Source organism: Micromonospora sp. NPDC007271 (genome assembly GCF_040634005.1).
Taxonomy (GTDB): domain Bacteria; phylum Actinomycetota; class Actinomycetes; order Mycobacteriales; family Micromonosporaceae; genus Micromonospora.
This window is the reverse complement of sequence record NZ_JBEYER010000089.1, coordinates 1-21,850: the sequence shown is the minus strand read 5'-3', so window position 1 is coordinate 21,850 and position 21,850 is coordinate 1. Positions and strand designations below refer to the sequence as shown.

Genomic DNA, 21,850 nt, shown 5'->3' with positions numbered 1-21,850 from the left:
CCGAACCCGGGAAGTGGCCTTTGACCTGCGTGGGCGATACTGGGATCGAACCAGTGACCTCTTCGGTGTGAACGAAGCGCTCTCCCGCTGAGCTAATCGCCCTCAGCGCCGATGACTCTACCTGATCGAGAACCTAGACCAAAAACCCGGGGGTCAGTGCGTCGCGAGGTAGCGCAGCGCCCGCGCCACCACGTCGATGCCGAGGCTGTACTTGAGCGACAGCACCAGCACCGCGGCCACGAACACCAGCCCGATCGCGCCCAGCAGGCAGCGCACGGAGAGTGGCTGTCGCATCACCCAGCGCGTCCAGGCCTGGACGTTGCGTCGGGTGAAGGTGAGCAGCCGGCGGGCCCAGATGAACTCGACGGCCCAGACGCCGAGCCCGGCGATGACGATCAGCCAGCCGGGCCCGGGCAGCGGGATGAGCGCGATACCGACGGTGACGATGATGGCCCCGACGATGGCCACAGCGATCTTGAGCGTGATCCGGCCGGTGGGGTTGGCCCGGATCAGGTCGAGGGTGGTGTGTACCCGGCCCCGCCAGCGGCCCCGGGGGCGGGGGTCGACGGCGACGCCGGAGCCGTCCCGGTGGCCGTCGCCGGCGCCTCGGTCACCCTGCTCGACAGGCACCTCGTAACCCCGCCTTTCGGCTGCTCGGACCGCTCCTTTCGGCGGGTCGACCACGGTCCCCGGCTCCACTGAGGAACCCTTCGTGACCATTTCCACCCCCAGTGTCGCCCCGGACCGTCACCCTCGCTGAGGACTGGACGTTACCGGAGTAAGTCGACGACTGAACCACCCGTTGCCGGGCGGGACCTTGGAACTGGGCAGAACAGGAAATCCTACAAGAATTTTCACATTCTCGGAGGCGTTTCCCACCCCCTTCCCACCACTGGGTGAAGTCAGCGTATGGCGGAGCGTAGCCACGAGTAGCGGCTGAGTATGGGAAAAGCGGGACACGCGCGTTCCGCAGCGGTGCCGGGGGGAGAACGTCCATGAGTGTGATTCGACCGACGACCGTAGAGGTCGAGACGTCGCTAAGGCTCGTCGCGCCTGACGCCACCGCCTTGCCGGTGCGTGCCAGTCTGCGTTACGACCCTGCTGACCCGTATGCGGTCCATGTCCTGTTCCACGCCGAATCCGCCGGTGGTGAGGCGGTGAGCTGGTCGTTCGCGCGCGAACTGCTGGTCACCGGGCTCGACGAGCCGGCCGGCATCGGCGACGTGCGGGTCTGGCCATGGGCCACGCCGCGCGGTGACTTCGTCGCGCTCGCGCTGTCGTCCCCGGACGGCAACGCCCTCTTCGAGGTCCCGCGCAGCGTCCTCGTGCGCTTCCTGCGCCGGACCTACGTCGTCGTCCCGCGCGGCCGGGAGGCCGAGCACCTGGACGTCGACACGGCGGTCAACCGGCTGCTCGCCGGCCGCTGACGACGCACACCGGGCCGCGCGGATCTGCCGAGTCCGCGCGGTTCCGGCCAACCCACCACCGGGTACGCCCGACTCAGCCGTGCGTGGTGATGCCGCCGTCGACCGGGATCACCGCGCCGGTCAGGTACGCGCCGGCTCGGGACGACAGGTAGATCGCCGTGCCCGCCATGTCCTCGGGGCGGCCGATCCGGCCCAGCGGCACCTGCTGCTCGATCGCCGCCCGGGACGTCGGGTCGTCCAGCGCGAAGGCCATCATCTTGCTCTCGAACGGGCCGGGGGCGATCGCGTTGACCGTGATCTGCTCGCCGGCGAGCTGGTGGGCGAGGCTGCGGGTGAGCATGTGCACGGCCGCCTTGGTCGCCGAGTACGCGTACACCTCCATCCAGGGCACGCGGAGGCCGTCGATCGACCCGATGTTGATCACGCGGGCGGGGTCGTCGGCGCTGGCTGCCGCGCGCAGCGCCGGCAACAGCGCCGTGGTGAGCCGGAAGACGGCCTTGACGTTGACCGCCCAGAGCTTGTCGAAGGCGCTCTCCGGGTACGCCTCCAGCGGCGCGCCCCAGGTGGCGCCGGCGTTGTTGACCAGCACGTCGAGCCGGTCGGTGCGCTCCCGGACGGCGGCGGCCAGGCCCAGCGCGCCCTCGTCGCGGCTCAGGTCGGCGGGGATCGCTTCGCAGTGCCCCGCGGTGGACAGCTCCTTGGCCACCGTCTCGCAGACGTCGGCCTTGCGTGAGGAGATGATGACCCTGGCGCCGGCCTGCACGAAGCCCCGGGCGATCATGAGCCCGATCCCCCGTGAGCCGCCGGTGACCAGGACCGTCTTGCCTTCGACCGAGAACAGATCCGTCATGCCCATCCCATCGCGAGTCGGCGGGGGCCGCGGGCCGGTCCGGCGCCCCAGGTGCTACCGATCGGTAACCTAATCGGCCCGCCTCGCGGCGACAAGACCGCCGAACCTCCCGAAACCGTCGAAGTGCAACATCCGCCGGGGGCGGTTAACGTCGGGACGATGGTCACTACCGGTCAGTTCTCCCCGGCCAGCCGTACCGGCCTGTCCGTCCCCGGGTACGACGCCGACGCCATCATCACCGGCGCTCTCGGTGACCTCGCGCCCGAGCCCGGCTGGCCCCGCCCGGTCCTGCTCGACGCGGACCTGCTGATCCTGGTCACCAGCGGTCACGGCGCCGCCGAGCTGGACTTCCGGGCGCTGATCTGCCGGCCCGGCACGCTGCTGCGGGTCCGGCCCGGCCAGGTGCTGCGCTGCGTCGGGCCGCAGCTCGACGGGACGGTGGTGCGCTGGGGCGCCGGGACGCTGAGCGGCCTCGACGTGGACCCGGAGGCGGTGCCGGCCTACCGGCAGCTCGCCGGGGAGGACGAGGACGCCGTGATCAGCGAGGTGACCCAGCTGACCGTGGACGCCGACCGGCACGCGAGCCTCCCCGCCGCCGCGGCGCTCCTGCGCCACCAGCTCGCCGTCCTGCTGCTGCGGCTGGCCCTGCTGCCCGGCGCGCCCGAGCTCCCGCCCCGGCCGGAGGCGGAGACCTTCCGGCGGCTGCGCCGGGAGGTGGAGCGCGGCTACCAGCACACCCGCCGGGTGGAGGACTACGCCGGCCGGCTCGGCTGCTCTGTGCGTACCCTGACCCGGGCCTGCCTGGCGGTGACCGGGCGCAGCGCGAAGCAGGTGATCGACGACCGGGTGGCGTTGCAGGCGTGCCGGTTGCTCGCCGCGACCGACGAGCCGATCGCCCGGATCGGCCGCCGGCTCGGTTTCCCCGAGCCGACCAACTTCGGCCGCTTCTTCACCCGGGAGGTCGGGGTGAGCCCGGGTGCGTTCCGGGCCACCCGGGAGCAGCGGCTGCCCGTCCGGATGGTGCGCCCCCGCCCGCCCGCCGACTCACCCGTGCGGGCCGGCCCGGCATGATGGCAGGGTGCAGATCTCCGCGCGCGGCGACTACGCGGTCCGGGCCGCACTGAGCCTGGCCACCGCGTACCCCGCTCTGCTGTCCACCCAGGCCATCGCGGCGGAGCAGGACATGCCTCGCAAGTTCCTGGAGGCGGTCCTGGCGGACCTGCGCCGGGCCGGGATCGTCCGGGCGCAGCGCGGCGCCGAGGGCGGCTACAGCCTGGCCCGGTCGCCGCGCGAGATCACCATCGGGCAGATCCTGCGGGCCGTCGACGGCCCGCTGGCCGGGGTACGCGGGCTGCGTCCCGAGGAGACCCGGTACGAGGGCGCGGCGGAGAACCTGCCCCGGCTCTGGGTGGCGGTCCGCGCCGCCGTGCGGCAGGTCGTCGACGAGGTGAGCCTGGCCGAGCTGGTCAGCGGCAAGCTTCCCGGCCACGTACGCAGGCTGATCGCCCGCCCCGACGCCTGGGAGCCCCGCTGACCGGGGCCTGATCACCGGCCCCGCTCGTCGTCGGCCGTGCCGAGCGCGAGGGGTTCCCCGAGTACCACGGTGTGGTCGCCGGCCTCGATCGTGTGGACCACGCGGCAGAGCAGCACGGCGCGGGCGTCGCGGATCAGCGGCACCCCGAACGGTCCCGAGGCCCAGTCGGGCTGGACGGCGAACGGATCGGTGGCGTCGAAGGTGAAGAGGTCCGCCACCTCCGGCTGCCCGGCGGAGAGCAGGTGCACGGCCAGGTGCTCGGCGTGGGCCAGGGCCGGCCAGCTCGCCGCCTGCCGCCCGAGGCGGACCGACACCAGCGGCGGTTCCTGGGACTCCGCGGTGAGGGCGGTGGCGGTGCAGCCGGCCGGCGGCAGCGTGGGCCGCCGCCGGCCGGTGGCGAGGCCGGGCGCGGTGACCACGGTGACCGTGGCGGCCTGCCGGCGCAGCAGGTCACGGAACGAGTCCTGGTCGACGGGGCGCAGCTCGACGATCGCGGGCCGGTCCAGGGTGCTCATCACGTGCTCCACGGGAGGCCTCCAGATTCGTCGGCGGGCAGGCGCTGCCTCCTCCGTACCCCGGACGACGCGGCGCGATGCCGCGCTCATGCTGCCGGCCGCGCGCCGAGCCGGTCAACGCCCTTCCACTTGGTGAGATGCGGGTCGCGAATGTCAGCGTAGTCCATCGCCACCAGCATTCATCTTCCCGAAACCCCTACCTGTTGACTAGAGATTGTCGCGGCCGGGAGCCGGCATCGTCCAGAGCGGATCCGAGGGCGTTTTCCGGATCGTCGATGCGGGCATGCTCCAGACCGCAGAGGCAGGAGGCGACGAGAGGAGCCGACCATGGGCATTCAGTTCCGCAAGCGGCAGAGGTTCGGCCCGCTGATCTTCAACTTCACCGAGAACGGCTTCTCCTCATGGAGCATCAAGATCGGCCGATGGTCCTGGAACTCCCGCTCCCGGGCCCACCGCGTGGACCTGCCGGGGCCGCTCTCCTGGCGGCAGGACAAGTCCCGGGCCTGACGCCCCGAGGGCGAGCGGGGTGCCGGTCGTTCACGGCACCCCGCCCGGCGTCCGGTCGGTCGGCACTCACCGCTTCCGGCGTGGCCGGGTGACTTCACCGTTCCCGGAGACGTGATCGGTGTCGCGGCGGAGAATCGCCGCATGGCCGACGGGGCGTACCGGCGGGAGCGACGACACGCACTGGTGGCGTGCGGGCTGCTGCTGGGGGCGTACTTCCTGGTGCCCCTGGCCTCCGACCCGAACGTGGTGCGCCTCGTCCTGCGCACGATCGGCACCGTGGTCGTGGTGGTGACCGTCGCCGTCCTGATCACCCGGCAGGTGCGCGAGCAGCTCGCACCCACCGCGCCGGCCGGCGAGGCGGCGACCCGCTCGCTGATCCGTCTCGCGGTCGCGCTGGTCGCCGGGGTGCTCGCCTTCGCCCTCGGCGACTACGTCCTGGCCACCAACCGGGCCGGCGAGTTCGCCGGCCTGCGGACCCGGGTGGACGCGCTCTACTTCGCGCTCGCCACGATCACCACCGTCGGCTACGGCGACGTGCACGCCCAGGGGCAGGTCGCCCGGGCGGTGGTGTGCGGGCAGATGCTGTTCAGCATCGGGGTGATCGCGACCGGGGCGTCCATCGTGGTCAGGCAGCTGGCCCAGCAGTCCCGGCCGGGGCGGCGGTGATCATCACGTCCCCGCCGAGCCGGCCCTGCTCGGGCTCCCTGGTCACCGCGCCGGCGGCGAGCAGCGTGGCGAGCGTGCGGTTCGCGTCGGCGGCCCGGTAGACCGTCGCGGTGGTCGCGAAGCGGCGCAGCTCGGTGACCGTACGCGGGCCGGAGCGGGCGAGCTCGGCGAGCAGTTCGCGGCGCAGCGGGCCGGGTTCCGGGTCGAGGGTGACCGCCACCGGGCACGCGGCGGGATCGGCCGGGTCGCGGTAGAGCATCCCGGCGTCCTCGCCGACCGCCCAGAGCCCGTCCTTGAGCGCCTCCAGCGCCCGGTCGGAGCCGGTGGCGTAGCCGAGCAGCCGGGTCGGCGCGTCACCGGCGGGAACCAGCTCCACCTCGGTGACCAGTGGGAACCCGGCCGCTGCCAGCGCCGGCCGCAGGGAGCGGCCGGGCTCGGTGACCAGCAGCAGCTCGGCCGGGTGCCCGGACGCGGCGCCGGCCAGCACGGCCGGCGCGGGGTCGCCGCCGTCGACCACGGTCAGCAGCGGGGCGCCCGCCGCGCCGGCGGCCTTGAGCAGCACCGGCAGCCGGTCCGGGCGGCCGGGCACCGCGTGCACGGCGACGTCGGCCGGCAGGGCGGCCTCCGCCGCGCCGAGCCGGGCGGGCAGCTCCGCGCCGCCGTCGGTGAGCACCAGCACGGTCAGCCGCCGCCCGCGCAGCCGGTCGGCGAACCCGGCCACCGCCCGCAGCGCGGCCTCCGCGCCCGCGGTGTCACCTCCGGCGTACGCGAGGGCGAGGGTGGCCCGCCGGGAACGCTGCAGCGCCTGCGGCAGCCAGAAGTCGAGCTGCCGGACGAGCAGCTCGCGCAGGACGGCGTCGGTCGACATCCTGCCGTTCTACCGCACCGGTGTTCCGGCGGGCAGGGCGGTCCCCACCGGGTTCCGGCCGGGGCGGTGGTCCCACCGTCTTCAGGCCGGGACGGAGATCCCCACCCCGCCGCGGGTCTGGCCGCCGTAGCGCTGCCGCTCCCGGTCGAGGTCGAGCCGGCCGATGCGCTTGCGAGCGGTCAGGGCCTCGTCGTCGAGCAGGTCGGCCGGGACGATCCAGACGATCTCGAACTCCAGCCCGTCCGGGTCCCGCCCGTAGAGGCTCTTGGTGGTGCCGTGGTCGGAGGCGCCGGCCAGGGCGCCGGCGGCGGCCAGCCGCTCGGCGGTGGCGGCGAGCTCGTCCAGGGTGTCGAGTTCCCAGGCCAGGTGGTAGAGGCCGACGGTGGCCCGGCCGGCCGGCGAGGGGCCGGCGGCGGCGCCGATCTCGAACAGGCCGAGGTCGTGGTCGTTGGTGGAGTCGGGCGCCTGGAGGAAGGCGGCGCCGCGGAAGCCGTCCGGCGTCATCGGGACCGGGCGGAAGCCGAGCACGTCGCGGTAGAAGGCGACGCTGCGCTCGAGGTCACGGACATAGAGCACGGCGTGGTTGAGGCGGTGGATTCCCATGACCCGACGGTAGCGCGATTTGGTTGAGCGTTCAACAAGTTGCCGTATGATGGGCGCCATGACGAGGTGGCTGGACCCCGACGAGCAGCGGACCTGGCGCGCGTTCCTCACCGCCTCCCGGTCCCTGATGGACGCCCTCGACCGGGAGCTGCAACGCGACGCGGGGATGCCGCACGCGTACTACGAGATCCTGGTCCGGCTCTCCGAGGCCCCCGATCGGCGGCTGCGGATGAGCGAGCTGGCCGACGCCACCGGCTCCTCCCGCAGCCGGCTCTCGCACGCCGCCACCCGGCTGGAGGCGGCCGGCTGGATCCGCCGCGAGGACTGCCCCACCGACCGGCGGGGGCAGCTGGCCGTCCTCACCGACACCGGCTACGCCACCCTGGCCGCCGCCGCCCCCGGCCACGTCGAGGGGGTACGCCGGCATCTCTTCGACGCGTTGAGCCCCGCGCAGGTGGACCAGCTGCGCCGGATCAGCGAAACCCTGGCCGACCATCTGACCGGATCCTGACCGAACTGATCCACTGCGGGGGTTGTACTTACCGTTGCCGGACGAGCACGATGGGGCGTGACCTCTGGCTTCGGTGACCTCACTGTCCAGGCGCACCACCTGGTGGCCGAGGGCGACCTCGCCGGTGCCCAGCAGCTGCTCGCCGACGCGCTGACCGACGCCGATCCGCGTCCCGCCAACGCCACCCCCGAGCTGGCCGAGGCCGCCGGGCTCCAGGCCCGGGTGCTGGTCGCGCTCGGCGAGCCGCACACCGCGCGGGGCTGGGCCGCCTTCGCGTACGCGGCGGCCACCCGGTTGTACGGCCGCTCCGACGAGCGCACCATCACGGCCGCCGCCACCCTGGCCGCAGTGCTGCACCGGGTCGGCAGCGACGCCCGGGCCGCCCGGCTCTACTCCGACGTCATCATCGAGCTGACCGCCCGGGACGGCCCGGAGTCACCGCGGGTGCTGGCCGCCCACGCCGACCTGGCCACCGTGGAGTACGCCCGCGGCCAGTGCGAGATCGCCCGCGACCGGTTGCAGGACACCTGGGAGCTGCACCGCGAGGTGTACGGCGACGGCCACCCGAGCGGCATCAAGATGCTGGCCAAGCTCGGCGCGATGGAACGCGACTGCGGCCGGTACGCCGAGTCCCATGAGCACCTGACCCTCGCCGAGGAGCTGTGCCGGCTGCACCTGCCCGCCGACGACCCGCTCGCCGCTCAGGTCGCCGGGCTGGCCCGGGCCGCCGCCGACCCGGACCATGTCTGCGCCGCCCCGGAGTCGCCCGCCCGGGAGACCCCGGTCGTGCCCGCCGCCCGGGTCCCGCCGGCCGCCGAGGGCCCACCCGAACCGACCCTGCCCGAACCGATCCTGCCCGAGCCGCCGCTCTACCACCCGCCCGGCCGGGCCGCGGGCGGGCACCCGAGCGTGCCCACGCCGCGCACCCCGCCCGAGGCCACCGACCTCCCGTACGACGATCACCCGTGGCCGCCGGACGAGCCGGCCGAGGAGCCCTGGCGCCCCGGGGAGAGCGCCCTGCCGCCCACCGTGGTCGGGCTGACCGAGGGCGAGCCGGAGGGCGTACGCCGGGTGCCGCGGGCCGCCGAGCCCGAGTCGCCGCCGCGCTACCTGCCGGTGCACGTGCCCCGGTCGCCGGCACCGCCGAGCCGGACCACCCCGTGGCTGCCGCTGGTGGTGGCCGGGGTGATCGTCGTGCTGCTGCTCGGCACCATCGCGGTGATCGCCGGCGTGTCCGGGGTGGACCGCTCCCGCAACACCCCCGACCCGGCGCCCGGCACCACCGGCACGCCGACCGGAGCCACCCCCTCCGGCACGCCGACCGGCGGCACGCCCTCCGCCGCGCCGAACGCGGCTACCGCCGCCTCCCCCGGCAGCCCGCCGGGGCAGGTCCGGCTGACCGACCGGCGGGACAGCATCCTGCTGCGCTGGACGTACCCGGCCGGCGCGGAGGGGCCGGTGGTGATCGCCGGCGGGCGCGCGGGGCAGGAGCAGCGCACCTTCGTCGAGTTGCCGGCCGGCACCGACAGCTACACCGCCTACGGGCTCGACCGCAGCACCGACTACTGCTTCACGATCGCCCTGGTCTGGTCCACCGACACGGTGGCCCGGGCGGCTCCGGTCTGCACCCGCCGGCGCTGATCGGCCACCGCGTCCGGCCGCCGCGGCGGTCGCACACCGGCTCACCCGTCACGCGAACCGAGCGCCCGCGCTGAAGGATGTCGTCGCGGCAGGACGACGAAGCGCAAAATCTATACATCGACGAGCATCACGGTATACCGTACGGCCACCCAACGTCCGCTCAGTCGAAAAGGAGCTACGGTGCGCCTCCGGTTCCCCCTGCGCCGATCGAACCGCGTGGTCGGCGCCACGCTGATCCTGGCCCTCTGCCTGTCCGCCCAGCCCGCTCTGGGCGCCGGGCCCGCCCTCGCCGCGCCGGCCGGCGCGGCGGCCGGCCCGCTCAACGCCGCCTTCGACACCGCCGCCGCCCGGTACGACGTGCCACGTGACCTGCTCGTCGCGCTCGGCTACGCCGAGACCCGGCTGGACGGGCACGGCGGCGCGCCGAGCGCGTCGGGCGGCTACGGCCCGATGCACCTCACCAGCAACCCGAGCATCCACACCCTCGACGAGGCGGCCACCCTGACCGGGCTCGCTCGGGCCGCACTGCGTACCGACGCCGCCGCGAACATCACCGGAGCCGCCGCCGTGCTGCGGTCGTACGCCGACCGGGCCGGCCTGACCACCGCCGACCGTAAGGACGTCGGCCGGTGGTACGACCCGGTCGTCCGGTACGGCGGCGCGACCAGCCCCTCGGTCGCCCGGCTCTACGCGGACACCGTCTACGACCTGCTCGCCACCGGCTTCACGGCCAGCCGGGCCGGTACGGTGACGGTCACCGGCCGGCCGGTCGCGCCGCAGCGGGGCGAGCTGGCCCGGGTGCCGGCCCTCGGTACCGGCGGCGTCGGCACCATGAGCACCGACTACGGCCCGGCCGCCTGGGCGCCCGCCTACTCCGGCAACTACACGGTGGCCAACCGCCCCACCGACTACCGGATCAACTACGTGGTCATCCACGTCACCCAGGGCTCCTACGCCGGGTCGATCAGCTGGTTCCAGAACCCGTCGGCGAAGGTGAGCGCGCACTACACGTTCCGTTCCGCAGACGGGGCGGTCACCCAGTCGGTCCGCGAGAAGGACATCGCCTGGCACGCCGGCAACTGGACGTACAACACCCAGTCCATCGGGATCGAGCACGAGGGGTACGTGGACGACCCCAGCTGGTTCACCGACGCCATGTACCGCGCGTCCGCGGCGCTGACCCGCAACCTCGCGAACAAGTACGGCATCCCGAAGGACCGCAACCACATCATCGGCCACATCGAGGTGCCCGGGGCGACGCACACCGATCCCGGCCCGAACTGGAACTGGACGTACTACATGCAGCTGGTCAACGGCGTGACCGGCATCGGCAGCGGCACCGTGAACACCGGTGGCGGGAACCTCAACGTCCGTTCCGGCCCCGGGACCAACTACGCCGTCGTCGGCTCGGTCGCCCACGGCGCGACCGTCAGCATCTACTGCCAGGCCATCGGCACCAGCGTCACCGGCACGTACGGCACGAGCAACATCTGGAACCGGATCGGCACCAACCAGTACGTCTCCGACGCGTACGTGCTGACCGGATACAGCGGCTTCATCCCGAACGTGCCGCGCTGCTGACCCGTACGGCGGCTGGGCCCTGGCGGCGCTAGTCGACCTCCGGGTCGGCCAGCGCCGGCAGCCGTACCGTCACCCGTAGCCCCGGCCCGGTCGCCGCCGCCGTTTCCCCGGGGGTGGCGTCGGAGAGTTCGACGCCACCACCCGCCCGGCGGACCAGCTCACGCACGATCGCGAGACCCAGCCCGGCGCCGCCGTCGTCCCGGGCCCGGGCGTCGTCCAGCCGGGTGAAGCGGGCGAAGACCCGCTCCCGGTCGGCCGCCGGGATGCCCGGCCCGTCGTCGGTCACGGTCACCAGGTGGTACGCCCCGGCCGCCGGCCCCGCGCCGCGCGGGGCGGGCACCGGCGGGTCGGAGTGCGGGCCGGTGACCGCCAGCAGCACCTCGCCGTGGGCGTGCCGCAGCGCGTTCTCCACCAGGTTGGCGAGCACCCGGCGCAGCTCCCCCGGGTCGCCCTCCGTCCAGAGCGGCCCCGGCGGCGGCGCGACGCGTACCGGCGGCGACGGGTAGCGGCCGGCGACGGAGCGCAGCAGCTCACCCAGCTCCACCGGACCGACCGGCCGGGCCGGGGCAGCGCCCGGCCGGGCCGTCTGCTCGTCGAGGCGGGCCAGCAGCAGCAGGTCGTCGACGAGGCGGCCCAGCCGCTCGGTGTCGGCGAGCAGGTTCTCCGCCACCGCCGGCCAGTCCGTCGCGCCGCCCAGCCGGCGGGCCACCTCCAGCTCCGTACGCATGTTGGTCAGTGGGCTGCGCAGCTCGTGCGCGGCGTCGGCGACGAAGGCCCGCTGCCGGGCCCGGGACGCCTCCAGCCGGTCGAGCATGTCGTTGAGGGTGACCGCCAGCCGCTGGATCTCGTCCCGCCCGGCCGGTACGGGCAACCGCCCCGGGCCGGCCCGCCCGGTGATCTCGGCGGCGCCGCTGCGCAACGCCTCCACCGGGCGCAGCGTCGCGCCGATGACCCGCCAGGCGACCACGGCCAGCCCGGCGACCAGCAGTGGGAAACCCACCAGCAGCAGGACCCTGACCACCCGCAGGCTGTGCCGCACGTCGGTCATCGACTTGGCGACCAGCACGGTGAGCGGCTCATTCGGGGTCCCGGCCGGCACGGTCACCACCCGGACCGGGCCGTCGAGGCCGACCCGCCGCCCGTCCACGACGAGGCGTTGGCGCTGCCCGGCGCGGAGCTGGTCGGGGCGGAGCATGGGCACGAGCCGGTCGGCGTCGATCGAGGCGGCCCGTACCCGGCCCTGGGCGTCCACCACCTGCACCCGGAGCTGGCCGCCGGCCACCGGCAGCGGGTCGGGCAGGGCCTCCTCGGCGGCGAGCAGCGCGACCGCGTCGGCGGTCCGGAACGCCTCGGCGTCGACCGTGCGCTGCAGGGTCCAGCCGAGCGCGCCGAGCAGCACCAGCCCGCCGAGCGCCAGCCCGACGCTCAGCCCGGCCACCCCGATCACCAGCAGCCGGGCGCGCAGGCCGAGTGTCAGCAGGGGACCCTTCCCGTACCGGAGGCGATAAGAAGGCGCCCTTCCTTTCGCTGTCATGTGGCGAGCCGGTAGCCGGCGCCGCGGACGGTCTCCAGCCGGTCGCGGCCGATCTTGCGGCGCAGGTAGCCGACGTAGACCTCGACGGCGTTCGGGGCGGTGTCGAGGCTGGCGTCCCAGACGTGGTCCAGCAGTTCGGTCTTGGAGACGACCTCGCCGGGCCGGCGCATGAGGTAGTCGAGCAGGGCGTACTCGCGGGTGGTCAGGGCCACCTCGACGTCGGCCCGGGTGACCCGCCGTCGCGCCGGGTCCAGCCGCAGGTCGCCGACGGTGAGCACGGTGGGGCGTTCCGGCGCGCCCCGGCGCAGCAGCGCTCGCAGCCGGGCCAGCAGCACCACGTACGAGAAGGGCTTGGTGAGGTAGTCGTCCGCCCCGCAGTCCAGCCCGTCGGCCTGGTCGTACTCGCCGTCCTTGGCCGAGAGCATGAGCACCGGCAACCAGTGCTCCTCGGCCCGCAGCCGGCGCACCACCTCGTACCCGGACAGGCCGGGCAGCATCACGTCGAGGATCATGGCGTCGTAGCCGCCGTGCCGGGCGGCGTCCAGGCCGGCCGGCCCGGTGGACGCCACGTCCACCGCGAACCCCTCGGCCTGCAGGCCCCGCTGCAACGCGAACCCGAGCCGCGGCTCGTCCTCCACCACCAGCAACCGCACCCGTCCAAGGGTGCCACCGGGTGACCCTCCCTAGGGATTCTCCTCAGCGCCGTCACAGCGACCGGCGTGCACCATTACGGTCAGGAGGTGTCCAACATGCCCGTACTGAAGAACCGTGCCGTGCTGCGCTGGCTGGTCCCGGTGGCCGCGGGGGTCGTCGTGATCGGCGGCGGCGCCGCGGTCGGCACGTTCGCCGCCGGGGCCGAACCGGCCCTGCCGCCGCGTACCGCAGCCCAACTCCTGGACGACCTGCGCACTTCCCGCCTTGACGGGCTCTCCGGCACAGTGGTGCAGCGCGCCGACCTCGGGCTGCCGCCGATCGCCGAGATGGCCGGCACGGCCAGCGGCAACGAGCTGGCCAGCCTGCTCACCGGCACGCACACCCTGCGGGTCTGGTACGCGGGCCCGGACCGGCAGCGGCTCGCCCTGGTCGACACGCTCGGTGAGCAGGACCTGCTGCGTAACGGCCGGGACGTCTGGACGTGGAGCAGCCGGACCAACACCGCCTCGCACCGGACGCTGTCGGCGGGTGAGGCGACGCTGCCGTCGGCGCCGGCCACCCCGGCCGACGCCGCCGACCGGGCGCTCGCCGCGATCGACCCGACCACCGAGGTCACCGTCGGCCGCTCCGCCCGGGTGGCCGGGCGGGACGCGTACGAGCTGGTGCTCAGCCCGCGCGACCCCGACTCGCTGGTGCACCAGGTGCGGATCGCGCTGGACGCGAAGGAGCACGTGCCGCTGCGGTTCGAGGTCCTCGCCGACGGCGCCGGCCAGCCGGCGTTCGAGGTGGCCTTCACCCAGGTCGACTTCCGCACCCCGGACGCGGACCAGTTCCGGTTCAACCCGCCGCCGGGCGTCAAGGTCACCGAGGCGCCGGCGACCGGCGAGCGCGGGCCGGCCGGGAAGCACCTCCCGGACCCCGACGTGCGGCGGCCGGGCGGCCCGGACGTGCGTACGGTCGGCACCGGCTGGACCACGGTGGTGGTAGCCAAGCTCGACGCGGCCGGTCCGGCGGGCGGCCCGCAGACCGGCGCGAAGTCGGCGCCGGCGGACGCCGACGCGGTGGCGAAGGTGCTCGGCGGCCTGCCGAAGGTGAGCGGTGACTGGGGCAGCGGGCGACTGCTGACCGGGAAGCTGTTCAGCGTGCTGCTCACCGACGACGGTCGGGTGCTGGCGGGCCTGGTGACGCCGGAGCGGCTCTACCAGGCGGCCCGGGGCTGACCCGGGAGCAGGGACCCGTCGGGGGTCCGGCCGGCGCGAGCCGGTCGGGCCCCCGGTTCGTGTGCGGGGAGGGATCCGAGACGCTTCGCGGCGCGGCGGCGTGACGGGGTCGCGGACGGCCGGGCACGCTTGGTCCACGGCGCGGGGACGCGGTATCTTTCTCAGTTCAGACACAAAAAGGAATGGCCCGTTAAAGCCATTCCTTGAGCCATTCTAGCCAACAAGGAGCCGGCTTGTCAACGCACCCCGAGGTATCGGATGGGCTGCACCAGGACGACGAGATCGGTCGCGAGCAGGAATACGTCTCGATGCTCTACGACCGGCTGGACGGCATGCGCGAGCAGGCCGCCCGGCGGCTCACCGAGGAGTTGCGGAACACCGGCGGCACGTTGCAGGCCCGCTCGCAGCGCGACTCCGCCGTCCGGATGTACGCCGAGCAGGTCGAACAGTTCTCCGCCGTGGAGAGCGGGCTCTGCTTCGGCCGCCTCGACGGCGACGACGGCTCCCGCCGCTACATCGGCCGGATCGGCATCTTCGACACCTCGGGCGACTACGACCCGCTGCTGATGGACTGGCGGGCCCCCGCGGCCCGGGCGTTCTACCTCGCCACCGCCGCCAACCCCCAGGGGGTACGCCGGCGGCGGCACCTGCGCACCCGGGAGCGGAAGGTCACCGGGCTCAACGACGAGGTGCTGGACATCGCCACCGCCTCCCCCACCGCCCACGAGGAGCTGACCGGCGAGGCGTCCCTGCTCGCCGCGCTCAACGCCGGCCGCACCGGCCGGATGCGTGACATCGTCGAGACCATTCAGGCCGAGCAGGACCGGATCATCCGGGCGGACCTGCCGGGCGTGCTGGTGGTGCAGGGCGGCCCGGGCACCGGCAAGACGGCCGTGGCGCTGCACCGCGCCGCGTACCTGCTCTACACGCACCGCCAGCAGCTCTCCACCCGGGGCGTGCTGCTGGTCGGGCCGAACGCCACCTTCCTGCGCTACATCTCCCAGGTGCTGCCCGCGCTGGCCGAGACCGGCGTGCTGCTGCGTACCCAGGCCGACCTCTTCCCCGGCGTACAGGCCCGGCGCGCCGAGCCGGCCGGGACCACCGCGCTGAAGGGACGCGCGGTGATGGTCGAGGTGCTGGCGAACGCCGTACGGGACCGGCAGTGGGTGCCCGACGAGCCGCTGGAGATCGAGCTGCCGCAGCGGGAGATGCTCACCCTCGACCCGGCAGTGGTGCGGGAGGCCCGGGACCGGGTGCGCCGGTCGAACCGCCCGCACAACCTGGCCCGGGCGCTGTTCGACATCGAGATCGTGCACGCGCTCGCCGCGCAGGTGGCCGAGCGGATCGGCGCCGACCCGCTCGGCGGGGAGAATCTGCTCTCCGCGGCCGACGTCGCCGAGATCCGCCGGGAGCTGCGCGAGGACCCCGAGGTCCGGGCCACGTTGGACCAGCTGTGGCCGGTGCTCACCCCGCAGCGCCTGCTCGCCGACCTGTACGCCGACGCCGCGCGGATCGCCGCCGCCGCACCGATGCTCACCGACGCCGAGCGGGCGCTCCTGCACCGCGAACCGGGCGGCTGGACGCCGGCCGACGTGCCGCTGCTGGACGAGGCGGCCGAGCTGCTGGGCGAGGACGAGCGCGCCGCGACGGCCCGCCGGGAGCGGATCCGGTCACTGCAACGCGAGTACGCCGAGGGCGTGCTGGAGATCGCCCGGGGTTCCCGGTCGATCGACGTCGAGGACGAGGCGGACGGCGGCGAGATCCTCGGCGTCACCGACCTGCTCGACGCCGACCGGCTGCTGGAACGGCAGGAGGAGTCCGAGCGGCTGACCACCGCGCAGCGCGCCGCCGCCGATCGGAGCTGGGCGTTCGGGCACGTCATCGTCGACGAGGCGCAGGAGTTGTCGCCGATGGCGTGGCGGCTGCTGATGCGCCGCTGCCCCAGCCGGTCGATGACGATCGTCGGCGACGTGGCGCAGACCGGTGCCCTCGCCGGCACGCCGTCCTGGGCCGAGGCCCTCGCCCCGTACGTGGCGGACCGGTGGCGGCTGGAGGAGCTGACCGTCAGCTACCGCACTCCCGCCGAGATCATGGCGGTCGCCGCCAGTGTGCTCGCCGCGATCGACCCGGCGCTGCGCCCGCCCCGCTCCGTACGCGCCAGCGGCGTACCGCCGTGGGACCGGACGGTCGACGCGGACCGGCTCGCCGCCGAACTGGTCGAGGCGACGGCGCGGGAGGCGGCCGGCCTGACCGACGGGCGGCTCGGGGTCATCGTGCCGGCCGGCCGGGTGGCGGAGCTGGGCACCGCGGTGACCGCCGCGTTGCCGGAGGCCGCCGTGGGCGAGCAGCCGGAGCTGGCGAGCCGGGTGGTGGTGCTCACCACCGAGCAGGCCAAGGGCCTGGAGTTCGACTCGGTGCTGGTGGTCGAGCCGGACCACATCGTCGCCGAGTCCCCGCGCGGCCACAGCGACCTCTACGTCGCCCTCACCCGCGCCACCCAACGCCTCGGCATCCTCCGCACACCCTCCTGACCCCGGTTGACCATGAGGTTGGCGGCGATCTCGATCTCCACGAGTGCCGCCAACCTCATGATCGACAAGCCGGGGCCTGCCCCTCAGCCTGGGTGGGGTCGTTCGTCGGTGAAGTTGCCGACCTGGGCGCCGGAGCTGGACGCGTCACTGGTGGAGCCGCCGGCCGGGGTGCTCAGGCCGCCGGTGGTGGCGTCGCCGGTGGTGGTCGGGGCCACCTTGCCCCGGTGCCGCTCCGGCTGCCGGGCCAGCCGGCGGGCGCTGGCCGGGCCGGCCGTACCGCCGGTCGTGGTGACCGCCCCCTGACCGCGGGTCGGCCCACCGTCGCGCAGCACGTTCGGATCGACCGGAGTGTGCGCCGGATCGTCCGGGTCCTCCTCCTGGATCACCCGCAGCACGTCGGTCTGCGGCACGGTCACCTCGTCGAGCGCGCCCTCGCCGTACACGCCGCCGGCAATCCGGTCCTCGGCCCGCCGGGCGGCCTCCTGCCGCATGTCGTCCTCACGCACGTCAACCACCTCGCAGCATTCTCGGGATCCTGGTTGCGTGCCCGGCGACCGACGGCCCAAACCCGGTACGGCCGCCCGCCCGGATTCCGGTACGGCTGCCCGAAAGAACCGGACACTCCGCCGCATACCGGATGCGCGCGGAACGGGCTGGGCTGGGCCCACCGGGGACGGGGCCGGAAGGACGACTTTCGGCCGCCGGTCTGTGTTACCTCTCCCGGGCCCTCGGGTAGACGCGGGGTGCCCCCGCCACGAAACGCGAACCGTGCCGTGGCCGAAACGCGGTAGCGGGGCGAGGGCAACTCATCGCATCCGAGGAGGACAAGATGAGCACGCAGGCTGCGTCCACCAGGCCGATGAACCGGCCGGCGCAGGAGGCGCCCAACCGGATGGCCATGCAGGAGGCCCCGACCCGCCAGATGCCGATGATGGAGGATGGTCACCGGCACCCGGCACCGTCTCCGGGCACCGAGACCAAGCACTCCCTGCTCACCACGGAGTTCTGGGTCTACGCCATCGCCGTCGCGGGCGTCATCGTCGCCGCGTACTGGCCCGGCGGGAGCGGTAACGGCCTGAACCTGGCCAACCCGAACCTGTCGTGGTGGTTCCTGACGGTCCTGACCGGCGCGTACCTGTTCAGCCGCGGTCTGGCCAAGGCCGGTAGCGAACGGCACTCGATGGCAGAGCGCCGCGCCGCCCGGCGTTGAGTGAGCAACACCTGAGAGCGGCGGTGGCCCCGGGATTCGTCCCGGGGCCACCGTCGTCGTTCGTCCCTTGTGCCGCTAGTCCGGCGACTACTCGAAGTCGCCGCCGTCCTCGTCGCCGCCGAAGCCTTCGAAGGCGTCCTCGATCAGTTCACCGGCGACCATGCCACCGACCACGCCGAGGGCACCGGCGGCCAGCATGCCGCCCATCCCCGGGCCGCGGTGACCCTGGTGGCCGTACTGGCCGGGGTGGCCGTAGTGGCCGGGCTGGCCCGGCGGCATCCCGAAGCCCTGGGCGCGCAGGTTGCCGTAGCGCGAGGTGGTCTCGCGCAGCCAGCCGTCCACCAGCTGCGCCCAGTCGGTCCGGCCGGCGTCGGTGTGCGGCACGGCGTACCGGCCGATGACGTCCTGCCCGCCGGTGAAGAAGCCGCCGCGCTTGTCGCACTCCAGGATCACCTCGACGCCCTGCTGGCTGGTCACGAAGGTCAGCTCGACCTCGTTGACCGTCTGCGCGTACTGCGGCGCGGCGAAGAACTCGATCTCCTGGTAGAACGGCAGCGTCTGCTGCACGCCGTAGATGTGGCCGCGCTCCAGGTCGGCGTGCTTGAACCGGAACCCGAGCGCCTGGAAGGCCTCGAGGATCCGCTCGTGGACCGGCAGCGGGTGCACCGCCACGTGGTCCAGGTCGCTCTTGTCGACGGCCCGGGCCACCGCCACCTCGGTACGCAGCCCCATGGTCATGCCGTGCAGGCGCTGCCCGTAGACGTCGGTCACCGGGGTCTCCCACGGCACGGGGAGCTGGAAGGGAATGGCGAGCTGCTGCTTCGGGGCCAGTTCCAGCCGGCCGCTCACCGGCATCCGGTGGAACTCCATCAGGCCGGCGTACTCGGAACCGCCGCTCTCGACCTCCACCCGGGTGACCAGGCCGATGCTGATCTGCTCGATGCTGGCCGGCGCGTCACCGCCGACCAGGTTCACCTGCCCTTCGAGGGTGAGGCCGGGCCGGGTGTTCGGGTTGGTCAGCACCGTGTCGACGCTCGGGCCGCCCACGCCGAACGCGCTCAGCATCTTCTTGAAGACCATCGCCACTCCGCTTCCGCCATCGGCACGCTCCACCGTGGAACGCGCAGGGCCAGGAAGGGCACCCTAACCTGGGGAACTGTGAAGTGCCTGTGAGCCCTGCCGTCAGCCGGCGTCCACCACGATCAGCTCACCGACCTGATCGTCGATCTGCCGGCGCGCCTCGTGAGGGTGGCGACGGCCGCCTCGGCCACCGGCCCGCTCGGTGCTGGTCGCGATCCCCACCCTGGTGATCTTCTTCCTGCTGCACGTCCGGGGCCTGACCCAGGGAGCGTCGAAGGGGTGACAGGCCATGTCGGGCCGGCCGCCCCCTACGGCACGTCCAAGCCAGTAGGAGCGGTATGCCTGTGAGTCATATTTATGCCTGGCAGGCATATCGCTCATCGTGGTTCGGCCGCCCGGGGGCCGGTCACCGTAGGCGACCGGCAGCAGCACGCTCCTGACCGAGACGAGCGGCCATGACCAATCCGACCCTCGTCCACCTGCGCCACGCGCGGACCAGCCTGGTGCTCGACGCGCGCGGGCCCGGTCTGCCCCGGATCGTGCACTGGGGCGCCGACCTCGGCCCCCTCGCTGCCGACGACCTGCCCGCCCTGGTCGACGCCACCGTCCCGCCGGTGGTGCCGAGCAGCTTCGACGCGCCAGCGGTGCTGTCGCTGCTGCCCGAGGCGAGCGCCGGCTGGGGCGGCCGGTCCGGCCTGTCCGGCCACCGCGACGGACGGGTCCACCGCCTTCCGCCTGGCCGGGCTCGACGTGCTCGACGAGCCCGCCGGGCCGGTCGACACGGCGGTGCTGCCCCGGGTGATGATGTGCCCGCCGCCCCGGACCGGAGCCGCGTGGCCGCCGGCGGGAAGGCGGTGCGCGTATCCGATGGGGAGCGGGACCACGGCGGGGCCGGGGCCGCGCGGGTGACCGTGCGGGCGGCGGACCCGGGCGCGGGGTTGTCGATGACCGTCGGGCTGACGCTCTTCCCGACCGGGCTGCCCGGCGGTGCTGGAACTGGCCCCGCCGGCCTGGCTGGCCTCGGCCGACGGGGTCACGCTGAGCGGCTCGGCGCTGGCCTCGGTCGGGCTCCAGGTGCCGGCCCTGCACCCCGAGCAGGCCCTCCTGCTGGAGGTCACCGCCGCCCCGTAGTCATCGCTGGCAGCCGGGCCTGTCCGGGCCGGAGAATTCTTGAGAATTCTCCGGCCCGGATGTCGAGAACCGGGGTGGCGGCTTCTACCTGAGGGTGGAAGCACCGAGAATCGGTGCACAGGCGTGAGGAGCGAACCGTGAAGTACATGCTGCTGATGCAGTTCAGCGCCGCCGGGGCCGACTTCCCGTCGATCGACACCTGGACGCCGGAGGAGATCCAGGCGCACATCGGCTTCATGCGGGAGGTCAACGCGAAGCTCACTGCCGCCGGGGAGTGGGTCCAAGGGGAGGGCCTGGGCGGGCCGCAGCAGGCGCGGATCGTCCGGGCCGGCGAGAACGGCGCCCCGGTGGTCACCGAGGGGCCGTTCGCGGAGACCAAGGAGTTCCTCGCCGGCTGGTGGATCGTCGACTGCGAAACCCCGCAGCGGGCGGTCGAGATCGCGGCGTACATCTCGACCGCGCCCGGGCCCGGCGGTCGGCCGCTGAACATGCCGATCGAGGTGCACCCCGTGATGTCGGCGCCGCCGCAGGAGATGTGACCGCTGGGCCTACCGGACCGCACCGTCGAGGACCTGCTGCGCGAGCTGGCGCCGCAGGTCCTCGGCGTGCTCGCCCGGCGGTTCGGCGACTTCGCCACCGCCGAGGACGCGGTGCAGGAGGCGCTCCTGGCCGCGGCCACCCAGTGGCCGGCAGACGGGTTGCCGGACAATCCGCGCGGTTGGCTCGTCCAGGTCGCGTACCGCCGGATGGTCGAGCTGGTCCGGGCCGAGACCGCGCGCCGCGACCGGGAGGAGCGCGCGACCCGCCGGGAGGGCGACCACCGACGGACGGCACCGGCCGCGGACGAACCGCTGATCACGGACCGGGACGACACCCTGGTCCTGCTCTTCCTCTGCTGCCACCCGACGCTGTCCACCGCGTCGGCGATCGCACTGACCCTGCGGGCGGTGGGCGGGCTCAGCACCGCCGAGATCGCCCGCGCCTTCCTCGTCCCGGAAGCCACGATGGCGCAGCGGATCAGCCGCGCCAAGCAGCGCATCCGCTCCTCCGGTCTGCCGTTCCGGATGCCCGACGCGGGCGAGCGGGAGTCCCGGCTCGCCACGGTGCTGCACGTGCTGTATCTGATCTTCACCGAGGGGCACACGGCCAGCCTCGGCGACGACCTGCGCCGGGTGGACCTGTCCGAGGAGGCGGTCCGGCTGACCCGGGCGATGCACGCGCTGCTGCCCGACGACAGCGAGGTGACCGGGCTGCTCGCCCTGATGCTGCTCACCGATGCCCGCGCCGCCGCCCGGACCGGCCCGTCCGGCGAGCTGATCTCCCTGGCCGATCAGGACCGCAGCCGGTGGGACGCCGCCGCGATCACCGAGGGGACCACGTTGGTCACCCGGGCGATGGCCCGGGGGCCGGTCGGGCCGTACCAGTTGCAGGCCGCCATCGCCGCGCTGCACGACGAGGCACCCACCGCCGAGCAGACCGACTGGCCCCAGATCCTCGCCCTCTACCAGGTGCTGGAACGCCTCTCCGGAAACCCGGTGGTCGCGCTCAACCGCGCGGTGGCAACGGCGATGGTGCAGGGCCCGGCCGCCGGGCTGGACGCCCTCGCCACGCTCTCCGCCGACCCCCGGCTGGCCGGCCACCATCGCCTCGACGCCGCCCGGGCACACCTGTACGAGATGGCCGGCGACCGGGACTCGGCGGTGGCGCACTACCGCGCCGCCGCCGGGCGGACCACCAGCCGGCCCGAGCAGGAGTACCTGCTGATGCGGGCGGCGCGGCTGGCCAGC

At 73.9% G+C, this 21,850-nt stretch carries 23 protein-coding genes and 1 tRNA gene; 14 read left to right on the top strand and 10 right to left on the bottom strand.

Annotated elements, in window-relative coordinates; all coding sequences use genetic code 11:
- Positions 1-30 precede the first annotated feature (30 nt).
- Both ABZ570_RS26205 and ABZ570_RS26200 read right to left on the bottom strand, forming a co-directional pair.
- Positions 31-102, bottom strand: a tRNA-Val gene (locus tag ABZ570_RS26205).
- 51 nt (positions 103-153) lie between these two features.
- Positions 154-720: a TIGR02611 family protein gene (locus ABZ570_RS26200; RefSeq protein ID WP_358068930.1), complete on the bottom strand. Its 567-nt coding sequence runs from the start codon at positions 718-720 to the stop codon at positions 154-156.
- A 275-nt stretch (positions 721-995) separates the two neighbouring features.
- On the opposite strand from ABZ570_RS26200, the gene ABZ570_RS26195 reads away from it, so the two are divergent.
- Complete coding sequence (locus ABZ570_RS26195) at positions 996-1,427, top strand: SsgA family sporulation/cell division regulator (protein WP_007457244.1); 432 nt, start codon at positions 996-998, stop codon at positions 1,425-1,427.
- Between the two features lie 73 nt (positions 1,428-1,500).
- Here ABZ570_RS26195 and ABZ570_RS26190 read toward each other — a convergent pair whose 3' ends face one another.
- Complete coding sequence (locus ABZ570_RS26190) at positions 1,501-2,277, bottom strand: SDR family oxidoreductase (RefSeq protein WP_358068927.1); 777 nt, start codon at positions 2,275-2,277, stop codon at positions 1,501-1,503.
- A gap of 159 nt (positions 2,278-2,436) precedes the next feature.
- Between ABZ570_RS26190 and ABZ570_RS26185 the strand changes: the two genes are divergently transcribed.
- Together ABZ570_RS26185 and ABZ570_RS26180 are read left to right on the top strand one after the other, a co-directional pair.
- On the top strand, positions 2,437-3,348 hold the full coding sequence (locus ABZ570_RS26185; RefSeq protein ID WP_358068924.1) for an AraC family transcriptional regulator: 912 nt from the start codon (positions 2,437-2,439) through the stop codon (positions 3,346-3,348).
- 7 nt (positions 3,349-3,355) lie between these two features.
- Entirely contained in the window at positions 3,356-3,811 is a 456-nt protein-coding gene (locus ABZ570_RS26180; RefSeq protein ID WP_358068921.1) for an Rrf2 family transcriptional regulator, read from the top strand.
- Positions 3,812-3,822: 11 nt separating this feature from the next.
- On the opposite strand, the gene ABZ570_RS26175 is transcribed toward ABZ570_RS26180, so the two are convergent.
- Positions 3,823-4,326, bottom strand: a complete 504-nt coding sequence (locus ABZ570_RS26175) for a flavin reductase family protein (protein WP_358068918.1) — start codon at positions 4,324-4,326, stop codon at positions 3,823-3,825.
- Between the two features lie 327 nt (positions 4,327-4,653).
- Between ABZ570_RS26175 and ABZ570_RS26170 the strand changes: the two genes are divergently transcribed.
- Together ABZ570_RS26170 and ABZ570_RS26165 are read left to right on the top strand one after the other, a co-directional pair.
- Positions 4,654-4,833 carry a DUF4236 domain-containing protein gene (locus tag ABZ570_RS26170; RefSeq protein WP_089008625.1) on the top strand — a complete coding sequence of 60 codons (180 nt, stop codon included), beginning with the start codon at positions 4,654-4,656 and terminating at the stop codon, positions 4,831-4,833.
- 141 nt (positions 4,834-4,974) lie between these two features.
- A complete protein-coding gene (locus ABZ570_RS26165) occupies positions 4,975-5,499 on the top strand; it encodes a potassium channel family protein (protein ID WP_358068914.1) in 525 nt (174 codons plus the stop codon).
- Here the strand turns inward: ABZ570_RS26165 and ABZ570_RS26160 are convergent.
- Positions 5,459-6,367: a hypothetical protein gene (locus ABZ570_RS26160; RefSeq protein ID WP_358068911.1), complete on the bottom strand. Its 909-nt coding sequence runs from the start codon at positions 6,365-6,367 to the stop codon at positions 5,459-5,461. The two genes, ABZ570_RS26165 and ABZ570_RS26160, sit on opposite strands and share 41 nt — an antisense overlap.
- A gap of 81 nt (positions 6,368-6,448) precedes the next feature.
- Positions 6,449-6,970 (bottom strand): VOC family protein, encoded by a 522-nt coding sequence (locus ABZ570_RS26155; protein WP_358068908.1) that lies wholly within the window; start codon positions 6,968-6,970, stop codon positions 6,449-6,451.
- Between the two features lie 49 nt (positions 6,971-7,019).
- On the opposite strand from ABZ570_RS26155, the gene ABZ570_RS26150 reads away from it, so the two are divergent.
- From ABZ570_RS26150 to ABZ570_RS26140, 3 genes are all read left to right on the top strand, one after another.
- Positions 7,020-7,481, top strand: a complete 462-nt coding sequence (locus ABZ570_RS26150; RefSeq protein WP_358068905.1) for a MarR family transcriptional regulator — start codon at positions 7,020-7,022, stop codon at positions 7,479-7,481.
- A gap of 57 nt (positions 7,482-7,538) precedes the next feature.
- Positions 7,539-9,122, top strand: coding sequence for a tetratricopeptide repeat protein (locus ABZ570_RS26145; RefSeq protein ID WP_358068902.1), 1,584 nt, complete (start codon positions 7,539-7,541; stop codon positions 9,120-9,122).
- A 180-nt stretch (positions 9,123-9,302) separates the two neighbouring features.
- Complete coding sequence (locus tag ABZ570_RS26140) at positions 9,303-10,703, top strand: N-acetylmuramoyl-L-alanine amidase (RefSeq protein ID WP_358068899.1); 1,401 nt, start codon at positions 9,303-9,305, stop codon at positions 10,701-10,703.
- A gap of 28 nt (positions 10,704-10,731) precedes the next feature.
- Here the strand turns inward: ABZ570_RS26140 and ABZ570_RS26135 are convergent, their stop codons facing one another.
- On the bottom strand, positions 10,732-12,237 hold the full coding sequence (locus ABZ570_RS26135) for a HAMP domain-containing sensor histidine kinase (RefSeq protein WP_358068896.1): 1,506 nt from the start codon (positions 12,235-12,237) through the stop codon (positions 10,732-10,734).
- Positions 12,234-12,890 carry a response regulator transcription factor gene (locus ABZ570_RS26130; RefSeq protein ID WP_358068893.1) on the bottom strand — a complete coding sequence of 219 codons (657 nt, stop codon included), beginning with the start codon at positions 12,888-12,890 and terminating at the stop codon, positions 12,234-12,236. Before ABZ570_RS26130 ends, ABZ570_RS26135 begins: the two co-directional genes overlap by 4 nt.
- 96 nt (positions 12,891-12,986) lie before the next feature.
- Between ABZ570_RS26130 and ABZ570_RS26125 the strand changes: the two genes are divergently transcribed.
- Positions 12,987-14,111 (top strand): sigma-E factor regulatory protein RseB domain-containing protein, encoded by a 1,125-nt coding sequence (locus ABZ570_RS26125; RefSeq protein WP_358068890.1) that lies wholly within the window; start codon positions 12,987-12,989, stop codon positions 14,109-14,111.
- A 308-nt stretch (positions 14,112-14,419) separates the two neighbouring features.
- Positions 14,420-16,642: an ATP-binding domain-containing protein gene (locus tag ABZ570_RS26120; protein WP_358068954.1), complete on the top strand. Its 2,223-nt coding sequence runs from the start codon at positions 14,420-14,422 to the stop codon at positions 16,640-16,642.
- A gap of 83 nt (positions 16,643-16,725) precedes the next feature.
- Here ABZ570_RS26120 and ABZ570_RS26115 read toward each other — a convergent pair whose 3' ends face one another.
- Positions 16,726-17,148, bottom strand: a complete 423-nt coding sequence (locus ABZ570_RS26115) for a hypothetical protein (RefSeq protein WP_358068887.1) — start codon at positions 17,146-17,148, stop codon at positions 16,726-16,728.
- Positions 17,149-17,471: 323 nt separating this feature from the next.
- Between ABZ570_RS26115 and ABZ570_RS26110 the strand changes: the two genes are divergently transcribed.
- Entirely contained in the window at positions 17,472-17,852 is a 381-nt protein-coding gene (locus ABZ570_RS26110) for a hypothetical protein (RefSeq protein ID WP_358068884.1), read from the top strand.
- A gap of 87 nt (positions 17,853-17,939) precedes the next feature.
- Here the strand turns inward: ABZ570_RS26110 and ABZ570_RS26105 are convergent, their stop codons facing one another.
- On the bottom strand, positions 17,940-18,932 hold the full coding sequence (locus ABZ570_RS26105; protein ID WP_358068881.1) for a sporulation protein: 993 nt from the start codon (positions 18,930-18,932) through the stop codon (positions 17,940-17,942).
- A gap of 987 nt (positions 18,933-19,919) precedes the next feature.
- Here ABZ570_RS26105 and ABZ570_RS26100 point away from each other — a divergent pair.
- From ABZ570_RS26100 to ABZ570_RS26090, 3 genes are all read left to right on the top strand, one after another.
- Positions 19,920-20,063, top strand: coding sequence for a hypothetical protein (locus tag ABZ570_RS26100; RefSeq protein ID WP_358068878.1), 144 nt, complete (start codon positions 19,920-19,922; stop codon positions 20,061-20,063).
- Positions 20,064-20,209: 146 nt separating this feature from the next.
- Complete coding sequence (locus ABZ570_RS26095; protein ID WP_358068951.1) at positions 20,210-20,602, top strand: YciI family protein; 393 nt, start codon at positions 20,210-20,212, stop codon at positions 20,600-20,602.
- A gap of 3 nt (positions 20,603-20,605) precedes the next feature.
- The coding region (locus tag ABZ570_RS26090; protein WP_358068948.1) for a sigma-70 family RNA polymerase sigma factor at positions 20,606-21,850 on the top strand (1,245 nt) is incomplete at its 3' end.